This window comes from Hydrogenophaga sp. (assembly GCF_025699295.1).
Classification (GTDB): Bacteria; Pseudomonadota; Gammaproteobacteria; order Burkholderiales; family Burkholderiaceae_C; genus Hydrogenophaga.
Genome location: NZ_JAILWB010000027.1, coordinates 1 through 19589, shown reverse-complemented (window position 1 = coordinate 19589; position 19589 = coordinate 1). Strand labels below are relative to the sequence as shown.

The window sequence follows — 19589 nt, the reverse complement described above, 5'->3', positions numbered from 1 at the left end:
GAGACACCCCATGAAACTTCCCTACCTCGTCCAGCTGGTCGAAGTCGGTCCGCGCGACGGCCTGCAGAACGAAAAGCAGCCCGTGCCGGCGGCCACCAAGATCGAACTGGTGCAGCGCCTTCAGGCGGCCGGCCTGAAAGAGATCGAGGTCACCAGCTACGTCAGCCCGAAGTGGGTGCCGCAGATGGCCGACAACCACGCCGTCATGAGCGGCATCGCGCGCGTGGACGACGTGCGCTACTCGGTGCTCACGCCCAACCTCAAGGGCTATGAAGCCGCGGTAGCCGACAAGCCCGACGAAATCGTGGTGTTCGGTGCGGCCAGTGAGGCCTTCAGCCAGAAGAACATCAACTGCTCGATCGCCGAGAGCATCGAACGCTTCGCGCCGGTCGTGCAGGCGGCGCTTGCGGCGGGCATTGCCGTGCGTGGCGCCATGAGCTGCACCGTGGGCTGCCCGTATGAAGGCGAGATCTCGCCCGAGCGCGTGGGCTATCTGGCGGGCCTCATGAAAGGCATCGGCGTGCAGCGCGTGGACGTGGCCGACACCATCGGTGTGGGCACACCGCGCAAGGTGCAGGCCGCGATGGAGGCCGCGCTGAAGCACTTCGACATCGACCATGTGTCGGGCCACTTCCACGACACCTACGGCCAGGCCCTGTCCAACACCCTGGCCGCGCTCGAGATGGGGGTCTGGAACTTCCAGTCGTCGGTGGCGGGCCTGGGTGGCTGCCCCTATGCGAAGGGCGCGACCGGCAACGTGGCGACCGAGGACGTGGTCTACCTGCTGCACGGCATGGGTATCGACACCGGCATCGACCTCGACGCGCTGGTGGACGCGGGCGCCTGGATCAGCGAACAGCTGGGCCGGCCCACCGGTTCGCGCGTGGCGCGTGCCCTGCTGGCCAAACGCGCCGGTTGAAGGAGGAGATCGCATGGAGCTGCATGTCTGGATGGCGTATTTCGTGGCCTCATGGGCCATCGCCCTGTCGCCGGGTTCGGGCGCCGTGCTCTCGATGACGCACGGCCTGGCCTACGGCGTGAGGAAGAGCAGCGCCACCATCGCCGGTCTTCAGCTGGGCCTGTCGGTGATCCTGCTGGTCGCCGGTGTCGGGGTGGGTGCCTTGCTGCTGGCCTCGGCCACCGCGTTCACGGTCGTCAAGTTCGCGGGCGCGGGCTACCTGATCTGGCTCGGCCTGCGGCAATGGCGCTCGCGTGACGGCGTGGTGCCCGAATCGGGCGAGGCCGCACCGGTGCGCAGCGGCGAGCCTTCGGCGCGCGAGCGCTTCACCATCGGCTTCTTCACCAACGTGACCAACCCCAAGGGCATCGTGTTCATGGTGGCCGTGCTGCCCCAGTTCATCGACCCGCAGCGCGTGCTGTGGCTGCAGTTGCTGATCCTGTTGCTGACCACCATCGCGGTCGATCTGGTCGTGATGCACGGCTACGCCTTCCTGGCTTCGCGTGCCCAGCGCTGGCTGGCCACGGCGCGCGCGCGCCGCGCGCAGAACCGCGTTTTCGGCGGTGTGCTGATGGCCATGGGAGCGAGCCTGCTGCTGGTCAAGCGCGCGGCCTGAACGTGCCCCCTAAGCGGGGGGCACGTGCAGCACCGCGCAGGGAACGCGGGTGTCGCGCCAGTCGCGGGTGTTCATCGGTGGGTAGGCGCCCACCTCCAGGCTGGGCAGACCGCCACCGCCGGGTTTGCGACACCACAGATGCACCGACACGTCGAACGCATACTGGCTCTGGCTGCTGCCGGTCACATACAGCGCGAGCGCCTGATCGGCCTGCAAAGGCACCAGCAACCCGTCCATCTCCAGCCGCTGCACGGGAAGCCAGCGCTGGTGGAAGGTCTGGTGCACCCAGCCCCAGTCGGCCTGCCGCATGGGGCAGGCGATGACCCCGCCGTGGCGTTTGCCGTACACCAGCGGCTCCTGGCGCAGCGCCTGGTTGAGTGCCCCTGTGAAGCGCTGGTGCACGCGCTCGGTCACTTCCGTGGCGAGCACGCCCCGGCGCAGGGACTCGATGGCCGATTCCGCCCGCTGCAGCAGGTCGCGCGCTTGCAGCTCGTCGGTGGAGGGGTGCCGGATCAACGCCTGCAGCGGCTCCACCAGGGCGGTGCAGGCGGTCAGCAGCTCGGGCGCGACCTTCACGTGTTTCGCGCGCACCACCATGTCGTGGATGTCGCCCAGCAGGAAATCGGCCATGCCGCTCAGGCCACTTTCCCACACCAGGTCCACGTCCTTTTCGGTCAGGTCTTCTTCGCCGTGCGGGTCTGGGGTGGCTTGCCCGGCGGCTTTGCGGGCGAGCAGGCGCGTCTGACTTTCTTCGGCGGCGATCTGCTGCCGGTTCAGCCGCTGCGGCGCGTCATTGGAGGTGGCCGGGCCTTCGATCCAGCGCACCAGCCATTCCACCGAGCGCGCATGGATCGGGTCGAGATCGGGCGCCTGCTCATCGGGCTTCTGCGCTGTGGTGGGTCGCGCCTGCGCGAGCACCTTGCGCACGCGTGGTGCCGTCATGCCGAGCTTCGCCAACGCCTGCGCCTTCGCGCTGGCGGCCAGTGCGGTGGTGTTCCTTGCCATGGACGCGGGATCGAACAGAACGCCTTGTTCCATGGCGGCCTTGGTGGCCAGCACGATCTCGGAGCATCTCGCCGAGCGCTCGGCGGCCAGGCGGTCCAGCGCGACGGCCACCAGGGTGTCGATGTCGTGGGCATCGAGGTTCTGCGCCGCCAGGGCCACGCCGGCCTGCAACACGGTGAACACCGCATCACCGATCTCGGCGCCCAGCAGGTCCTTTTCGCGTTTCGCCAGGCCGTCCAGCAGCTGGGGGAGCAGCTTGTCCAGGCTGGCGGCGCGGGCCTGCCTGATGAGCGTGAGGCAGGCCGGTCGATCATTGGGCAGGCGGCCAAAATAGCAGGCCTGCAAAGCCTGCTTGAACCTGGGATCTTCCCAGTGGGCGGCTGTGCAGATCTCGTCGAACAGGCGGAGGGGCTCCTGGAACAGCACCTGGCCGTAGGCCACGGCCGCAATGCTCCGGTTCGTGAGGATCACCTGCGAGCGCAGCACCACCTCCAGCGCCGCATCCGGGACCATCACCGCAACGGTCTTCACCCTGCGCAGCTGCTGCTGCACGGCGGCCGGGGTGTCGCCCGCGAAATAGGGCGCCATGATCGCCGCGATGCGCTGCTCGCGGCGGGTGCGCGTGGCGTCGTCCAGCCGGCAGTGGGCCAGGGCCATGTGCATTTCGAAGCTGATCGACGTCATGTAGTCCGGCAGGTGCCTGACCACGGCACAGACCTGCTCGACCAGCGCGGCCTTGGCGTCGCCGGACAGGCCGGACACCTTGAGCTTCACGAGGATGGTCGCGCCGTTCCTGCGTGCCTTTTCCAGATCGGGTTGCAGCTGTTCGGCCACGCCCGGCAGGGCGAAATAGCTGGCGGTCCAGGGAGTGACCGGGTTCTGGATGTCGAAGTCGAGGTAGCTGTACAAGGTGTTCTTTCCTTCAGTTCGGTGTCCTTGCAGACGGTTTCGATGGCCCGGTGGTCCATGCCCTTGCCAGAGCAAGACGGGTCCGGTGAGTCTGGGTGAATCGGGCCTGGACGGCCATCGCGTCGGAGCCGTAGGCGGTGTGTCGCGGGCCTTACCATTGGCGCCCATGAAACCGGACTTTTTTTCTTCCACCCCCGCTGTCCAGCGGGTGGCCGAGCACCTGCGCGCGCTGGACCATCCGCACGCGCCGCGTTTGCTCGACGACGCCGCGCGCACCGCGCAGCAGGCCGCCGACGCCCTGGGCGTGGCGCTCGGCCAGATCGCCAAGAGCATCGTGTTCCGCCGCAAGTCCGACGACGTGGCCGTGCTGGTTGTCACGTCCGGCGATCTGCGCGTGGATGAAAGAAAGGTGCAGGCTCTCGTCTGCGCCGACGGTGGCAAGCTCGGCCGCGCCGACGCCGAGTTCGTGAAGGCCGCCACCGGCTTTTCCATCGGGGGCGTTTCGCCACTGGCGCACGCCACGGCGGTGGTCACGCTGATCGATGCCCAGCTGTTCCGTTTCGAGGAAGTTTGGGCCGCGGCGGGCCACCCGCATGCGGTGTTCCGGCTCACGCCTGCGCAACTGCAGGCCCTCACTGGCGCGCCGGTGCACGACGTCACGGTGGATTGATCGCCGCGCCTGTCGGGGGCGATGGGGGCCGGGCCTGGTGGGTCATCTGCACGTGCAACACGCGGCAGGTGGTGCAGGGGTCAAACCAGCTCTTCGTGTTCCTGACCGGAAAGAGCCGCCCGGAAGGTCCTGGCTGTCGCCGTCCCGGCGCCACAGATGCACCGGCACGTCGAATGCGTGGCCGCTCTGGCCGCTGCCTGTGAGGCGGTGCCATGGCCTTGAACGTGTTCAGTGCGCGTAGCCGGGTGGAAGGAAGTTCAGCCGGTTGCCCTGTCGGGCCTGCGCAATGACTTTTTGTTTGTCCGCGGGCAGCAAGTCCAGCTGAGGGTGCTGGAGCAGTGCGGAGAGCAGTTCGAGGCAGCGGGGCCGGTCGTTGGTGCGGATGTAGATCAGCGCCGCTTCCCGGAAACCCGCGCTGCGCAGCTTGATCGCGCTCTGGTGGGTGGCCTTGCAGAGCAGCGCCATCATGGCGCCGCTGTAGGCGCGCTCGGCCGGGGTGGGCGCCACCTGCAGCGCCAGCCGCGTGCCCAGGTCCGGGGGCATTGCCACCTGCTGCAGGAAGGCCTCTGCCGCGCCGAGCACGAAGTCTGGCGAGAACCAGTAACGCTGGCGGCGGTTTCTGCGCACCGGTGGCGGCACCTCGTTGCCGAACGGCGCCAGCGGCGTCAGGGAGATCAGCGAGTGGTTGGCGTTCAAGCTGTCGCTCAACGGGCCCAGAGCCGCCCTGGCGCACATCTGGATACCGGGGACATTGAGCAGCTCCAGTGTGGTGTTGGCCATCAGGCACCGGCTCAGGTGCTGCAGGAAATACGTGTTGAAGGGGCCGTGTTGCCCGTTACCCACGAAAAGGGTCAGTTGCGTCAGCGCAAGCTGGTCGTTCATGAGCGGGGTCAGCAGCATGGCAGGGTCGTGATGCGCCTGGTACGCGGGATCGCCTGGCAACGCGGGCGTGATGGCGCTGTACACGGCCAGAGTGGTGACCTTCGGGTTGTGCTGCAGCATCTGGGCGATCGCCGCGAAGTTCAACGCGTTCTGGTGCGTGCTCAGGCTCAGGTTCTCCAGATGGACCCAGCCGGCCAGGGCGCTCAGCATCTGGTCCATCGGTGGCAGACCGCCAGCGATGCCGGTGTCGGTCCAGCTGAACGTGCGTACGGTCGCTGCCTGCAGCGGGAACTGCACATGGGCGTCCGCGAAGGCGCAGTTCGAGAACATCAGGCTGGTGAGTGCGCAGGCCGGATGGACCAGGGCGGTCTGGAACAGCTGGCAACATGCCGACGACAGCACGGTGTTGTGCACCACGAGGTGGCGGACGGAGGCCGCCTGGTCGATGTGTTGCAACAGGTATTCGAGCAGGCCGTCGGGAAGGGGCACCATGTCGTCGTCTTCATCCCGCGCCAGCAGCACCATGGCGCTGCTTTCGGTGACCCTGATGAGCTCGAGCAGCAGGGCTGGCTCGTTGGCGGTGATGAACTTTTCCGCCAGCGTGTCGTACACGAACTCGACGGCGTTGTTCAGAAAATCCACCACCTCCGGGTCTTTCAGCAGCGCGTGGCGGTGCAGGATGAGCGATCGGCGGTTGGGGTGGGGCGCGATGGGGTCGTCGGATGTTTTCATGGCGAGGTCCTTGATTGGAAGTGGCGCAGGCCGGCAGGCGTCGCGCAGTATCCTTGGCGTCCTGCGCCGATACATGACCGAATCCTGAAGAACCCATGACCTTGCCCACTCCCGCCGTCACCCTGCAGGCCGCGCGCCGCCGCAGCGGCCTTGCGCCCGGTGTGCCGTCGCCCTGCATCTCGGTCTGCCAGATCGACGCCACCAGTGGCCTGTGCAGGGGCTGCTACCGCACGCTGGACGAGATCCGCCTCTGGAGCCAGTCGGGCGATGCCAACAAGCTGCTGGTGTGGCAGCAGGTGGAGTTGCGCCAGCAGCGCGAGCAGGAAACGCCATGAAAGACGTCGCCTTTTTCTACGACCCGATCTCGCCCTACGCGCACCTCGCCTTCGAGCGCCTGCCCGAGGCCCTCATGGGCCACAGCGTCGCGGTGCGCTACAAGCCGGTGCTGTTCGCCGCGCTGCTCAAGGCCAACGGCCAGCTCGGCCCGGCCGAAATTCCCGCCAAGCGCGACTGGACCTACCGCCAGGTCGCCTGGCTCGCGCACCACCACGGCGTGGCGCTCGATCTGCCGGCCGCGCACCCCTTCAATCCCTTGCCGCTGCTGCGCCTGGGGCTGTCCTGCGCCATGGACGGCGCGCCCGGCGAGACCAACCGCTACGTCACCGAGCAGCTGTTCCACCATGTCTGGCGCGGTGGTCTCGACGCCGCCGACCCTGCGCGGCTCGCTGCGCTGCAGGCGCGGCTGCAGGACCACATGGCGCAGCGCGAAAAACCCTGGCACGCGCCCGACAGCGACGTGGTGAAACAGCGCCTGCGTGCCAACACGGACGAGGCGCTCGCGCTCGGCCTGTTCGGCGTGCCGGCGATGGTGGTCGACGAGCGCGTGTTCTGGGGTTTCGACGCGCTGCCCATGCTGCGTGCCTACCTCGATGGCGATGCCTGGTTCCAGGGCGGCGCCTGGGAGGCCGCGGCTGGCACGCCCGAGGGCGTGAAGCGGCGCTGACGGGCACGGGCGCGCCTCAAGCGGGAAAGGCCTCCCCCAACGCCAGCACCTGGCCTGTGTTCGCCGCCTCGTAACCCTTGAGCGCGGCCACACGCGCACGAAACGCCGGCGAGCGCAGCACGCCCAGCACCGGACGCAGCTCGGCGCGGTCCAGTGCATCGGCCGGCAGTGCGAAGAAGTAGCGCTCCTTCAGCAGCGGAATGAAGTGCAGCCCGAAGCGGTGCGCCGCGGTCTGCACGCCGATGCCGGCGTCGGCCATGCCGCTGGCCACGTAGGCGGCCACGGCGGCGTGGGTCAGTTCGGTGTTGTCGTAGCCGGCGACGGCGCGCGGCGCAATGCCCTCGCGCCGCAGCAGCAAGTCGGTCAGCACCCGCGTACCCGAACCTTCGGGCCGGTTGACAAAGCGCAGCCCGGGCCGCGCCAGATCGCCCAGGCCACGCAGGCCCAGCGGATTGCCGGGCGCGACGAACAGGCCCTGGCTGCGCACCGCCAGGTGCACCAGCAGGTGCTGATCGCGCTTGAGCCAGGGCAGGTAGCGCTGCGCGGCGGCGGCCTCGAACTCGCCCAGCGGCACATGAAAGCCGGCCAGTTCGCAGTCGCCCTGCGCGAGCGCGGCCACGGCCTCCAGGCTGCTGCGGTAACGCAGCTCCACCGGCACCTGGCGCGCCGCGAGCTGCTCGCGCAGCGCGGCCACCGCAAACCCGTGGCTGGCGTGCAGGCGCGGCACCGCGCGCTGGCGGCGCTGCACGCGCCCGAGCTCGCCTTCGAGCTCCGAGGCCAGCGACTCCAGCAGCGGCTGCAGGCGCGCACCGATGCGCGTGTCGGCCCAGATGAGCTTTTCGCCGAGCTCGGTCAGCGCCGACCCCCGGCCGCGCCCGCGCACCAGCAGGGCCTGCCCGAACAGCGCTTCGGCCTGCTGCAGCAAGCCCCAGGCGTGGCGGTACGACAGGCCGATCTCGCGCCCGGCCTGCGCGATGCTGCCCGAGCCCTGCACCGCCGCCAGCAGATGGAGCAGGATGTTGGCGTCGAGCGCGGCCGCGCCGTCGCCATCGTCCTGGCCAATGCGCCAGTGGGGTTGCAGGGTGATGCGCAGCATGTCGGAGGGTGTGACTTTATGAAATGAGGAACATATTAAGCCGCTGCTGCGGTGCTACGCTGAAAAGCAACCACCAGAGCGGTCCACCAGGGCCTGTTCGCACTTGGAAAAATAGTGTGAACAGGCCCTAGACCGGCCAACGCCCCATGAACCCCACCGTGATTCCCATCCGTCCGCTGGACATCCCGAACCGAGGCCGCCCGCGCCATACGCCCAAGGGTCGCCAGGTGGAGCCCGCGGCACGCGAGCGCGTGGCCGCGCTGTGCGCAGGCCTCGACCCCCGCGCCGACCTGCTGATCGAGCACCTGCACCGCCTGCAGGACGCCGAGGGCGGGCTGCGACATGGCCACCTGGCCGCGCTGGCCGAGCGTCTGCGCCTGAGCCAGGTTGAGGTGTTCGAGGTCGCGAGCTTCTACCACCACTTCGAGATCGTGGACGACGCGGCGCCGCTGCCCGCCACCGTGGTGCGCGTGTGCACCAGCCTCTCATGCGCCATGGCCGGTGGCGAGGCGCTGCTCGCCAATCTGCAGACCGCGCTGGCGGGTGACGCTTCGGTGCGCGCGCAGGCCGCGCCCTGCATCGGCCAGTGCCATGTGGCGCCCGCAGCCTGCGTGGGCCAGCGGCAGTTGCCCAGGGCCAGCGTGGCGGCGGTGCACGATCTGCTGGCGCACGGCGAGACCGGGCCGCGTGCCTTGCCCATGCCCGAGCGCTCCGACCTGCCGCAGCTGCGCCGTTTGCTCTCGGGCGCGCTCTCGGCCGACAACGTGCTGGCCGAACTCAAGGCTTCAAACCTGCGCGGCCTGGGCGGCGCGGGCTTTCCGGCCTGGCGCAAGTGGGAGACGGTGCGTGCGCAGCCCGGTCCGCGACACATGGTGGTGAACATCGACGAAGGCGAGGTCGGCACCTTCAAGGACGGGCAGCTGCTGAGCCGCGAACAGGGCGGTGCGCCGCAGATGCTCGAAGGCCTGCTGATCGCCGCGCAGGTGGTCGGTGTCGAGCGGGTCTGGATCTATCTGCGCGACGAATACCACGACCTGCGCGGTCTGCTCACTCGGGAACTGGCCGCGCTGCAGGCCACGCTGCGTGCCCTCACCGTGCGCCACCCCGACTACGTGCCACCGCGCATCGAACTGCGGCGTGGCGCCGGGGCCTACATCTGCGGCGAGGAGTCGGCGCTGATCGAATCGGTGGAGGGCAAACGCGGGCTGCCGCGTCTGAAGCCGCCCATCGTCGCGTTCAACGGGGTGTTCGGCCGACCCACGCTGGCGCACAACCCCGAGACCCTGTGGTGGGTGCCCACCCTGCTGGACAAGGGCGGTGCCTGGCTGGCGGGCCAGGGCCGGCGCGGGCGCAGCGGTCTGCGGCGCTTCTCGGTTTCTGGCCGCGTGAAGAAGCCCGGTGTGTACCTGGCACCGGCGGGCACCACGCTGCGCGAGCTGGTGGACGACTTCGCGGGGGGCATGGCCGAGGGCCAAACGCTCCACGCCTGGTTGCCCGGGGGCGCCTCGGGCGGCATCCTGCCCGCGTCGCTGGCCGACGTGCCGCTGGATTTCGACACCCTGGCCGAATACGGTGCCTTCGTCGGCTCGATGGCGGTGGTGGTGCTGGGCCAGCACGACAGCGCGCGCGGCGCCGCGCTCAACCTCATGCAGTTCTTCGAGCACGAGTCCTGCGGCCAGTGCACGCCCTGCCGCGCCGGCACCACGAAAGCGGTGCAGCTGATGCAGGCGCCGGTATGGAATGTGCCGTTGCTGGGCGAGCTCTCGCAGGTGATGCGCGACGCCAGCATCTGCGGCCTGGGCCAGGCCGCGCCCAACCCGGTGGACAGCGTGTTGCGCTTCTTTCCCCACGAGGTGTCCGCATGAAGAGCAACGACCTGCCGAAGGACGCGACGCCGGTCGCCTTCACGCTCAATGGCCGCGCCGTCGAGGCCGCACCCGGCGAGACCCTGCTCAAGGCGGCGCAGCGGGCGGGCGTGGCCATCCCGCACCTGTGCCACAAGGACGGGCTGCGCAGCCCCGGCAACTGCCGCGCCTGCGTGGTGGAGATCGAGGGCGAACGCGTGCTCGCGCCTTCGTGCTGCCGCGCGCCCACGCCGGGCATGGTGGTGCACAGCGACAACCCGCGCGCGGCCGCCGCGCAGAAGACCGTGCTGGAGCTGCTGCTGTCGGACGCGCCGGACACCGCCGCGCTCAAGTTCGACAGCGAACTGGCGCACTGGACGCAGGCCACGGGTGCGCAGACAGGGCGCTTCCCCGCGCGCGCCCAATACGCCGTATCCCCTGAGCCAGTCCTTCGAGCGCAGGACCATCGGTACTCCAACCCCGTTCGGGCTGAGCCTGTCGAAGCCCGGCGCGAACCACCCGTGGACACCCTTCGACAGGCTCAGGGCGAACGGGGCGTGGCTCAACCCGCACCGTGGGGCCGCGACGCCAGCCACCCGGCCATGACCGTCAATCTCGACGCCTGCATCCAGTGCACGCGCTGCATCCGCGCCTGCCGCGAGACCCAGGGCAACGACGTGCTGGGACTGGCGTTTCGCGGCGGCCATGCGCAGATCGTGTTCGACCAGAACGACCCCTTGGGAGAAAGCACCTGCGTGGCTTGCGGCGAATGCGTGCAAGCCTGCCCCACCGGCGCCATCGCGCCGGCCAACGGTGCGTACGCCCAGCCCTCGCAGCGGCAGGTGGATTCGGTGTGTCCCTTCTGCGGCGTGGGCTGCCAGCTCACCTACCACGTCACGGAAGAAAAGATCGAACACGTCGAAGGCCTGGCCGGCCCGGCCAACGACGGCCGGCTCTGCGTCAAGGGGCGTTTCGGCTTTGACTACGCGCACAGCCCCGAGCGCCTCACGCGCCCACTGATCCGCCGCGCCGGCGTGCCGAAAGACCCGCAGGGCGAGTTGCGGCGCCTCACGCCCGAACAGGTGCGCGAACGCTTCCGCGAGGCGAGCTGGGACGAGGCGCTGGACGCCGCCGCCGAGGGCTTTCGCCGCGCGCTCGCCGCCACGGCCGAGCGCGGCCGCCGCAGCCCGGTGGCGGGTTTCGGCTCGGCCAAGGGCACGAACGAAGAGGCCTATCTGTTTCAGAAGCTGGTGCGCACCGCGTTCGCCACGCACAACGTCGACCACTGCACGCGCCTGTGCCACGCATCCAGCGTCGCCGCGCTCATGGAAGGCCTGGGCTCGGCCGTGGTCACCAACCCGCTGCGCGACGTGCAGCACGCCGACTTCGTGCTGCTGATCGGCGCCAACCCGGCGCAGAACCACCCGGTGGGCGCGACCTGGATCAAGAACGCCGTGCGCAACAACGGCCTGAGGCTGGTGCTGGCCGACCCGCGCCGCACCGAACTCGCGCGCCACAGCTGGAAACACCTGGGCTTCAAGGCCGGCACGGACGTGGCCCTGCTCAACGCGCTGCTGCACACCATCGTGTTCGAAGGCCTGACCGATCCGGCCTACATCGAAGCCCACACGCTGGAGTTCGCACAACTCCAGGCGCACCTGGCCGATTTCTCGCCCGAGGCCATGGCGCCAGTCTGCGGCATCGACGCGGCCACGCTGCGCGAGGTCGCGCGCGCCTACGCCACGGCAAGGAACGCCATGATCCTCTGGGGCATGGGCATCAGCCAGCACACGCACGGCACCGACAACGCGCGCTGCCTGATCGCGCTCTCGCTCATTACCGGGCAGATCGGGCGCCCCGGCACCGGCCTGCACCCGCTGCGCGGGCAGAACAACGTGCAGGGTGCGAGCGATGCGGGCCTGATCCCGATGGTGCTGCCCGACTACCAGCGCGTGGCCGACGCACCGGCGCGCGAGAAGGCCGAGCGTCTGTGGGGCCTGCCCGCCGGCACGCTGGGCAGCGAGCCCGGCCTCACGGTGGTGGAGATCATCGACGCCGCGCACCGCGGCGAGATCACGGCCATGCTGATCCAGGGCGAGAACCCGGCCATGAGCGACCCCGACGCGACCCACGCGCGCGAAGCTCTCGCCGGCCTGGACCACCTGGTGGTGCAGGACATCTTCCTGACCGAGACCGCGGGCCTGGCCGATGTGGTGCTGCCCGCCACCGCCTGGCCCGAGAAGACCGGCAGCGTGACCAACACCGACCGCTGCGTGCAGCTCGGCCGCAAGGCCGTTGCCGCACCGGGTGAGGCGCGCGCCGATGCCTGGATCACCGAACAGCTCGCGCGCCGCCTGGGCCTGGGCTGGCGCTACGGCGTCGCCGCGGACGGCACCGCCAGCGACGACGCGGGCGAGGGCATTGGCGCGGTGTTCGAGGAAATGCGCGCGCTCATGCCCAGCATCGCCGGCCTGCCGTGGACGCGCCTGCGTCGCGAAGGTGCGGTGACCTACCCCGTGGGCCGCGAGGACGAGCCTGGACAGGAGGTGGTGTTCGTCGATGGCTTTCCCACCGCCAGCGGCCGTGCCACGCTGGTGGGTGCCGCGCTCACGCCGCCGGACGAGCAGCCCGATGCCGGCTTCCCGCTGGTGCTGATCACTGGCCGGCAGTTGGAACACTGGCACACGGGCAGCATGACGCGGCGCAGCGGCGTGCTCGACGCGCTCGAACCTGGCCCCGTGGTGAGCCTGCACCCCGAGACGGCGGCGCGTCTGGGCCTGGTGGCGGGCGCGCAGGCACAGGTGCGTTCGCGCCGGGGGGATGTGGCGTTGCCGGTGCGGCTGGACGACGGCATGCCGCGCGAGACCGCCTTCATCCCCTTCGCCTATGCCGAGGCGGCGGCCAACCTGCTGACCAACCCCGCCCTGGACCCGGTGGGCAAGATCGCCGAATTGAAGTACTGTGCAGTGGACGTGCGGCCCCTGCCGGCCGCGCGCGCCACGGTCCGGCATTGACCTGTCTCAAACCTGCGGGCAGGCCGGACGCCTACGATGAACCCATGCCCCCGCCGGGGCAGGTTCATCCCACACCACAGGAGAGTCGCCATGTTCAAGAAAATCCTGGTTCCCACCGACGGTTCCACGCTCGCGGCCCAGGCCACCACCGCCGCGGTGCAGCTCGCCAAGCGCCTGAACGCGCAGATCGTCGGTGTCAACGTGATCGATCCGTTTCCCTATATCGGCATAGGTGACGCCTCGGCCATCGGCCTGCAGGCCTACCTGACCGAAGCCAAGGGCGCGGCCACCCAGGCGCTGGACGCCTTGCGCCTGGCCTGCAAGGCCGACGGCGTCGAATGCGTGGGGGACACCATCGAGCGCAACGTGGTCTACGAAGGCATCATCGAAACCGCCGAGGCCGAGGGCTGTGACCTGATCGTCATGGGCTCGCACGGTCACCGTGGCGTGAAGGCCCTCATTCTCGGCAGCGTGGCGCAGAAGGTGCTCACGCACTCGAAGACGCCGGTGCTCATCGTGAAAGGGTGAAGAAGAACAGCGCCCCCTCGGCGCGGAGCGTTACCGCCTGAACTTGCCGCTCGCGTCCACGATGGACAGGTCGGCGAAATCCAGCCCGGTGTGGTTGGTCGGGCTGTAGCTCACCGACAGCCCGCCCAGATCGTAGTTGCGCAGACCTTCGAGCGCGTCGCGCAAGGCGGCGGGCGTGGGCTTGGGGCCGGCGCGGCGCAGGCCTTCGGCCACCACCTTGGCGGCGGCGAAGCCCTCCATCATGGCCGGCGACACCCCGGGCATGCCCTTGGCCTTGGCCAGGTCCTGCGCTTCCTTGATCAGGCCGTAGGCCACCGAGCGCTCGTTGGGGAAGACCTGCGTGACGATCACGCCGCGCGCATGGTCACCCAGCAGTTTGATGAAACCTTCCGAGGCGTTGTTCGACAGCGTCACCGCCTGCGCCCGCGAGCCCGCAGCGCGGATCGCCTTGACGGCGTTGGCGGTGTTGCCGGCCGAGCCGATCACCATCACCGCCTGCGCATTGCTGCCGTGCACGCCCTTGGCCAGTTCGGTGAACACGGGCTTGTCGCGCGGAAATTTCTCCAGCAGCACCGGCTTGAGCTGGGCTTCGGCGAAGCCCTTGAGCGCGCCCTCGGCCCCATCGGCGCCGAAGGTATCGTCGGTCGTCAGCACCGCAATGCGGGTGATGCCGATGCTGGCCAGGTGCTCGACCGCCTTGGCGGCCTCTCGCTGGTAGGTCGCGCGCACGTTGAAGACCCACGGGTTCACCGGCTCGTGCAGCACCATGGCGCCCGTGCTCGGCCCCACCAGCGGCACCTTGTGCTCGGCCAGCAGCGGCAAAAGTGCCTGCGAGTGCGGGGTGCCGCGGTTCAGGAACAGCGCCAGCACGCCCTTGCTGGTGATCAGTTCGCGAGCGACTTCCACGGTGACCTTGGGGTCGAACTTGTCGTCCACCGAGATCAGTTCGATCTTCTGCCCGTTGATGCCGCCGCGCGCATTGACGGCATCGAAGTACAGCTTGGCCCCCTCGGTGTTTTCCTTGACGCCGGCCGCCACCGAACCGGTGAAGCCCGAGGGCTGGCCGATGCGCAACTGGGCCGAAGCCGGGGCTGCAAGCAGCAGACCACACAGGCCGATGGTCGCAAGGATCTGCTTGTGCATATGGAACTTTTTCATAGGGGTGTGTCTCCGGAGGTGGGCTGAGTCTATGCAGTGGACGCGGACCGGAAATTGTGGATATGACGTACGCGCCGGTGGCTTTGTCACACGGCTCCGTAGAATCTTTGCGTCCCCCTCTGGAGCCCCTGCATGTCCGATGCCTTCCTGCCCGCCGAGATGTCCGCGGCCGACATTTCATCCGCGTCTGACGCACAAGGGCGCGACCGACCGACGGAAGGCGGTACCGGGCTGATCCGCATCCGTGGTGCGCGCCAGCACAACCTGAAGAACCTCGACCTGGACATCCGCACGGGCGAGCTCACCGTGGTCACCGGGCCCAGCGGCTCGGGCAAGTCCAGCCTGGTGTTCGACACCCTGTTCGCCGAAGGCCAGCGCCGCTACGTGGAGACCTTCAGCGCCTACGCGCGCCAGTTCCTGGACCGCATGGACAAGCCCGCGGTGGACCGGGTCGAAGGCGTGCCACCGGCGATCGCGATCGACCAGACCAACCCGGTGCGCAGCTCGCGCTCCACGGTGGGCACGATGACCGAACTCAACGACCACCTCAAGCTGCTGTTCGCGCGCGGCGCCGAGCTTTTCGACCGCGAGACGGCAGCGCTGGTCCGGCACGACTCGCCCGAGTCGATCTACCTGGAGCTGAAGCAGCGTGCGCAGGAGCGGGGTGATCCCCGGCTGGTCGTGACCTTTCCCGTGGAGCTGCCCGCGAGCACCACGCCCGAAGAGATCGAACAATGGCTTTCCGCCAGCGGCTACACGCGGGTGCAGGCCGAGCGCGTCGTGCAGCGCGCGGCGCCCGCAGGGGACGACAGGACGAAGAGCAAAGGCTCAGCAAAAGCCAAGGCCGCGCCCATGGAGTCCATCAAGGTGCTCGACGTCGTGGCCGACCGTTTTCGGATCGGCACCGCCGAGCCCGCGCGCGTGATGGAGGCGATCGAGGTGGGTTTGAAGCGCGGTGGCGGCAAGCTGATGGTGCATGCGCTGAAATCGGAATCTGACCCCGAATCCCCCGAATCCCTCGAATCGGGCGGCGAGCCTGTCCGATCCGACGCCGGGCCGCCCCAAGTCGGATCAGTCCCCTCGGGGGGCAGCGAACCACGCAAAGCGGGGAGCGTGGGGGCTCCCGAGATCTGGCGTTTCTCGACCGGGCTGCATTGCCCCGAGAGTGATATCCGCTACAGCGAGCCCACGCCGTCGATGTTTTCGTTCAACTCGGCGGTGGGGGCCTGCGAGGCCTGCCGGGGTTTCGGGCGTGTCATTGGTGTGGACTACGGCCTGGTGATTCCGAACGACAAGCTCACGCTGCGCGCCGGTGCGATCAAGGTGTTCCAGACACCGGCCTGGAAGGAATGCCAGGACGACATGATGCGGCACGCCGAGGCCGCCGGCATTCCGCGCGACACGCCCTGGGCCAAGCTCACCGACGAGCAGCGGCACTGGGTGAAGAACGGCTCGCCGCAGTGGAACGGCAAGTGGAACCAGCACTGGTACGGGGTGGACCGCTTCTTCGAATACCTGGAGAGCAAGGCCTACAAGATGCACATCCGCGTGCTGCTGTCCAAGTACCGCAGCTACACCGAGTGCCCCACCTGCAATGGCGCGCGCCTCAAGACCGACAGCCTGCTGTGGCGCATCGGGACGAAGGCGCAGGCGGATGCCGTGCTGCCAGCGCCGAAGCGCTACCTGCCGCAGGGCGTGAAATGGAGCCGTGCGCAGCTGGAGGCGCTGCCAGGTTTGTGCCTGCACGACCTGATGCTGATGTCGCTGGACAAGCTGCGCACGTTCTTCGCTTCTCTTGCTCCCTCCCCCGCTGGGGGAGGGCTGGGGTGGGGGCTCGTTGGCGAACAAGCCCCCATCCCGACCTTCCCCCAGGGGGGGAAGGAGCCGAACACTGGCCAGGCGCAGGCCCTCAAACTCCTGCTCGACGAGATCAATACCCGTATCCGCTACCTCTGCGAGGTCGGTATCGGCTACCTCACGCTGGACCGCCAGAGCCGCACGCTCAGCGGTGGCGAGGTGCAGCGCATCAACCTCACGACCGCGCTCGGCACTTCGCTGGTGAACACGCTGTTCGTGCTCGACGAGCCCAGCATCGGACTGCACCCGCGCGACATGGCGCGCATCAACGACGCCATGCTGCGCCTGCGTGATGCCGGCAACACACTGGTGGTGGTCGAGCACGACCCGGCCGTGATGCTCGCGGCCGACCGCCTGATCGACATGGGCCCGGGCCCCGGCGAGCGCGGCGGGCAGATCGTGTTCGACGGCACGCCCGAGGCGATCCGCTCGGCCGACACGCTCACCGGCGCCTACCTCGGCTCGCGCAAGACCATCGGCATGGGCTTCAAGCGCGCGGTGACCGACAGCACGCCGCGCCTCATCCTCGAGGGCGCGCGCGAGCACAACCTGAAGGACGTCTCGGTCGAGTTCCCGCTGCAGCGCCTGGTGGTGGTCACCGGCGTGTCCGGCTCGGGCAAGTCCAGCCTGATCCAGGACGTGCTGGCGCCCGCGCTGCTGCGCCACTTCGGCAAGTCCACCGACAGCCCGGGCGCGCACGACCGCCTGCTGGGCGCCGACTTCCTGAGCGAGGTGGTGTTCGTCGACCAGTCGCCCATCGGCAAGACCGCGCGCTCCAACCCGGTGAGCTACGTCGGCGCCTGGGACGCGATCCGCGCGCTGTTCGCCGACGCGCCGCTGGCGCGCCAGCGCAGCTACACGCCGGCCAAGTTCAGCTTCAACAGCGGCGACGGGCGTTGCCCCACCTGCGGCGGTTCGGGTTTCGAACATGTGGAGATGCAGTTCCTCTCCGATGTCTACCTGCGTTGCCCCGACTGCGACGGCAAGCGCTACCGGCCCGAGATCCTGGAAGTGCGCATCGAACGCGGTGGCCGTCACCTCAATGTGGCCGACGTGCTCAACCTCACCGTGAGCGAGGCCGCGGCCCTGTTCGCGGGCGACCGCGAGGTGATCCGCGTGCTGCAGCCCATCGTGGACGTGGGCCTGGAGTACGTGAAACTCGGCCAGCCCGTGCCCACGCTGTCGGGCGGCGAGGCGCAGCGCCTCAAGCTCGCGGGCTTCCTGGCCGAGGCCTCGAAGACCGGCAGCGCGAGCCGCCAGGCGGTGGCGCGCAAGGGCACGCTGTTCCTGTTCGACGAACCCACCACGGGACTGCACTTCGACGACATTGCCAAGCTCATGCGCTCGCTGCGCAAGCTGCTCGACGCCGGCCATTCGCTGGTGGTGATCGAGCACAACCTGGACGTGATCCGCTCGGCCGACTGGCTGATCGACCTCGGCCCCGAGGGGGGTGACGCGGGCGGCCTGATCGTCGCCGAAGGCCCGCCTGAGCAGGTGCGCGAGCACGCCAGCAGCCACACCGCCAAGGCGCTGCGCGAGTACGCGCTGGCCATGGGCGAGGTGCATGCGGTGTCTGACTCCCTCCCCTCCTGGGGGAGGGAGCGAACTGCATCCGCATCGTCAACGCCAAGGAACACAACCTCAAGAACCTCAGCGTCAACATCCCGCGCGGCCGGTTCAACGTGATCTCGGGCGTGAGCGGGTCGGGCAAGTCCACGCTGGCTTTCGACATCCTGTTCAACGAAGGGCAGCGGCGTTACCTGGAGAGCCTCAACGCCTATGCCCGCAGCATCGTGCAGCCCGCGGGCCGGCCCGAGGTGGACGCGGTCTACGGCATTCCGCCCACGGTGGCGATCGAGCAGCGCCTCTCGCGCGGTGGCCGCAAGTCCACCGTGGGCACGACCACCGAGATCTGGCACTTCCTGCGCCTGCTGTACGTGAAGCTGGGCACGCAGCACTGCGTGCACGACGGTGCGGCGGTGATGCCGCAGAGCGCCGACAGCATCGCCGCCGCCATCCTCTCGCGCTACAAGGGCCGGCACATCGGCCTGCTGGCACCGCTGGTGGTCAACCGCAAGGGCGTCTACACCGAGCTGGCCGACTGGGCGCGACCGCGCGGCCACACCCACCTGCGGGTGGACGGCGAGTTCCTGCCCACCACCGGTTTTCCGCGCATCGACCGCTTCAAGGAGCACACCATCGAGCTGCCGGTGGCCGACTTCGCGGTCAGCGCCGACCACGAGGCCGCACTCCGCCAGCAGCTCAACAAGGCGCTGGAGATCGGCAAGGGCGTGGTGCACGTGCTCGCACCGCTCGATGGCCTGGCGCAGGCGCTGGCCGATGGCCTGTCCACCCGCGATCTCGGCATGCTGGAGGTGTTCTCCACCACGCGCGCTTGCCCTGTCTGCGCCACCAGCTACCCCGAGCTGGATCCGCGTCTGTTCTCCTACAACAGCAAGCACGGCTGGTGCCCGGATTGCGTGGGCACCGGCGTGAAGCTCTCGCGCGACCAGCGCAAGGTGCTCGACGATTCGGTGCGCGACGACAAGGAAAAGGGCCGGGAGCAGAGCTTTGCCGAACCCGAGGTGGAGGACATCGTGGACGAGGCCTGCCCGAGCTGCGAAGGCACGCGCCTGAACGCGCAGGCGCGTGCGGTGAAGTTTGCGGGCGTGGGCATCACCGATGTGGCGCGCCTCGCCGTGCGCGATGTGCGTGTCTGGGTGAAGGGGCTGATGAGCGACCTGGCGCTCACCACGCGCGAAGCCGACATCGCGCGCGACCTGCTGCCCGAGATCGAGGGCCGCCTCGCCTTCCTCGAAGAGGTCGGCCTGAACTACCTCACGCTTGACCGGGGTGCGCCCACGCTCAGCGGCGGCGAGGCGCAGCGCATCCGGCTGGCGGCGCAGCTGGGCAGCAATCTGCAGGGCGTGTGCTACGTGCTCGACGAGCCCACCATCGGCCTGCACGCGCGCGACAACGCCATCCTGCTCAACGCGCTGCACAAGCTCGGTGACCAGGGCAATACGCTGGTGGTGGTGGAGCACGACGAGGACACGATCCGCCGCGCCGACCACATCATCGACATCGGTCCCAGCGCTGGCAAACGCGGTGGCCGCGTGGTGGCGCAGGGCTCGGTGCACGACCTGTCGGCGAACGCCGACTCGGTGACCGGGCGTTACCTGCTGCACGCGATGAAACATCCGTTGCAGGCGCGGCGCGCGGTGACCCCGCCTGACTCCTTCCCCCGCTGGGGGAAGGCAGGGATGGGGGCACGCGCACCAGAAGCCTCTCTAGCGGCAAGGGCGCCCCCCCCCCCA

The 19589-nt window shown here is 69.1% G+C and carries 13 protein-coding genes and 1 pseudogene; 10 read left to right on the top strand and 4 right to left on the bottom strand.

The annotated features are described in order from the left end of the window. Window positions 1–10: 10 nt before the first annotated feature. Together K5880_RS21555 and rhtB are read left to right on the top strand one after the other, a co-directional pair. Window positions 11–919, top strand: coding sequence for a hydroxymethylglutaryl-CoA lyase (locus tag K5880_RS21555; protein WP_297657459.1), 909 nt, complete (start codon window positions 11–13; stop codon window positions 917–919). 13 nt (window positions 920–932) lie between these two features. Further along, window positions 933–1574, top strand: a complete 642-nt coding sequence (rhtB, locus tag K5880_RS21550; protein WP_297657456.1) for a homoserine/homoserine lactone efflux protein — start codon at window positions 933–935, stop codon at window positions 1572–1574. A 9-nt stretch (window positions 1575–1583) separates the two neighbouring features. On the opposite strand, the gene K5880_RS21545 is transcribed toward rhtB, so the two are convergent. After that, window positions 1584–3488 (bottom strand): hypothetical protein, encoded by a 1905-nt coding sequence (locus K5880_RS21545; RefSeq protein ID WP_297657452.1) that lies wholly within the window; start codon window positions 3486–3488, stop codon window positions 1584–1586. Window positions 3489–3654: 166 nt separating this feature from the next. Here K5880_RS21545 and K5880_RS21540 point away from each other — a divergent pair, with 166 nt between their 5' ends. Then, entirely contained in the window at window positions 3655–4158 is a 504-nt protein-coding gene (locus tag K5880_RS21540) for a YbaK/EbsC family protein (RefSeq protein ID WP_297657449.1), read from the top strand. Window positions 4159–4386: 228 nt separating this feature from the next. Here K5880_RS21540 and K5880_RS21535 read toward each other — a convergent pair whose 3' ends face one another. After that, window positions 4387–5772, bottom strand: coding sequence for a hypothetical protein (locus tag K5880_RS21535; RefSeq protein WP_297657445.1), 1386 nt, complete (start codon window positions 5770–5772; stop codon window positions 4387–4389). A 95-nt stretch (window positions 5773–5867) separates the two neighbouring features. Here K5880_RS21535 and K5880_RS21530 point away from each other — a divergent pair, with 95 nt between their 5' ends. Both K5880_RS21530 and K5880_RS21525 read left to right on the top strand, forming a co-directional pair. Next, entirely contained in the window at window positions 5868–6107 is a 240-nt protein-coding gene (locus K5880_RS21530) for a DUF1289 domain-containing protein (protein WP_297657442.1), read from the top strand. Next, window positions 6104–6775, top strand: coding sequence for a 2-hydroxychromene-2-carboxylate isomerase (locus tag K5880_RS21525; RefSeq protein WP_297657439.1), 672 nt, complete (start codon window positions 6104–6106; stop codon window positions 6773–6775). The genes K5880_RS21530 and K5880_RS21525 overlap by 4 nt, the downstream gene beginning before the upstream one ends. A 16-nt stretch (window positions 6776–6791) precedes the next feature. On the opposite strand, the gene K5880_RS21520 is transcribed toward K5880_RS21525, so the two are convergent. Then, a complete protein-coding gene (locus K5880_RS21520; RefSeq protein WP_297657436.1) occupies window positions 6792–7871 on the bottom strand; it encodes a substrate-binding domain-containing protein in 1080 nt (359 codons plus the stop codon). Between the two features lie 146 nt (window positions 7872–8017). Between K5880_RS21520 and K5880_RS21515 the strand changes: the two genes are divergently transcribed. The 3 genes from K5880_RS21515 (at window position 8018) to K5880_RS21505 (ending at window position 13257) form a co-directional block, all read left to right on the top strand. Further along, window positions 8018–9736 (top strand): NADH-ubiquinone oxidoreductase-F iron-sulfur binding region domain-containing protein, encoded by a 1719-nt coding sequence (locus K5880_RS21515; protein ID WP_297657434.1) that lies wholly within the window; start codon window positions 8018–8020, stop codon window positions 9734–9736. Next, the gene (locus tag K5880_RS21510; RefSeq protein ID WP_297657431.1) at window positions 9733–12729 is read left to right on the top strand and encodes a molybdopterin-dependent oxidoreductase; all 2997 of its coding nucleotides are present in this window, start codon (window positions 9733–9735) and stop codon (window positions 12727–12729) included. The genes K5880_RS21515 and K5880_RS21510 overlap by 4 nt, the downstream gene beginning before the upstream one ends. A 90-nt stretch (window positions 12730–12819) precedes the next feature. After that, complete coding sequence (locus K5880_RS21505) at window positions 12820–13257, top strand: universal stress protein (protein ID WP_297657428.1); 438 nt, start codon at window positions 12820–12822, stop codon at window positions 13255–13257. 30 nt (window positions 13258–13287) lie between these two features. Here K5880_RS21505 and K5880_RS21500 read toward each other — a convergent pair whose 3' ends face one another. Beyond that, complete coding sequence (locus K5880_RS21500; protein WP_297657426.1) at window positions 13288–14415, bottom strand: ABC transporter substrate-binding protein; 1128 nt, start codon at window positions 14413–14415, stop codon at window positions 13288–13290. A gap of 231 nt (window positions 14416–14646) precedes the next feature. Between K5880_RS21500 and uvrA the strand changes: the two genes are divergently transcribed. After that, window positions 14647–17958, top strand: a complete 3312-nt coding sequence (gene uvrA, locus K5880_RS21495; RefSeq protein WP_366883403.1) for an excinuclease ABC subunit UvrA — start codon at window positions 14647–14649, stop codon at window positions 17956–17958. 8 nt (window positions 17959–17966) lie between these two features. After that, window positions 17967–19589 (top strand): annotated as a pseudogene (locus K5880_RS21490) (excinuclease ABC subunit A); the annotation flags it as partial.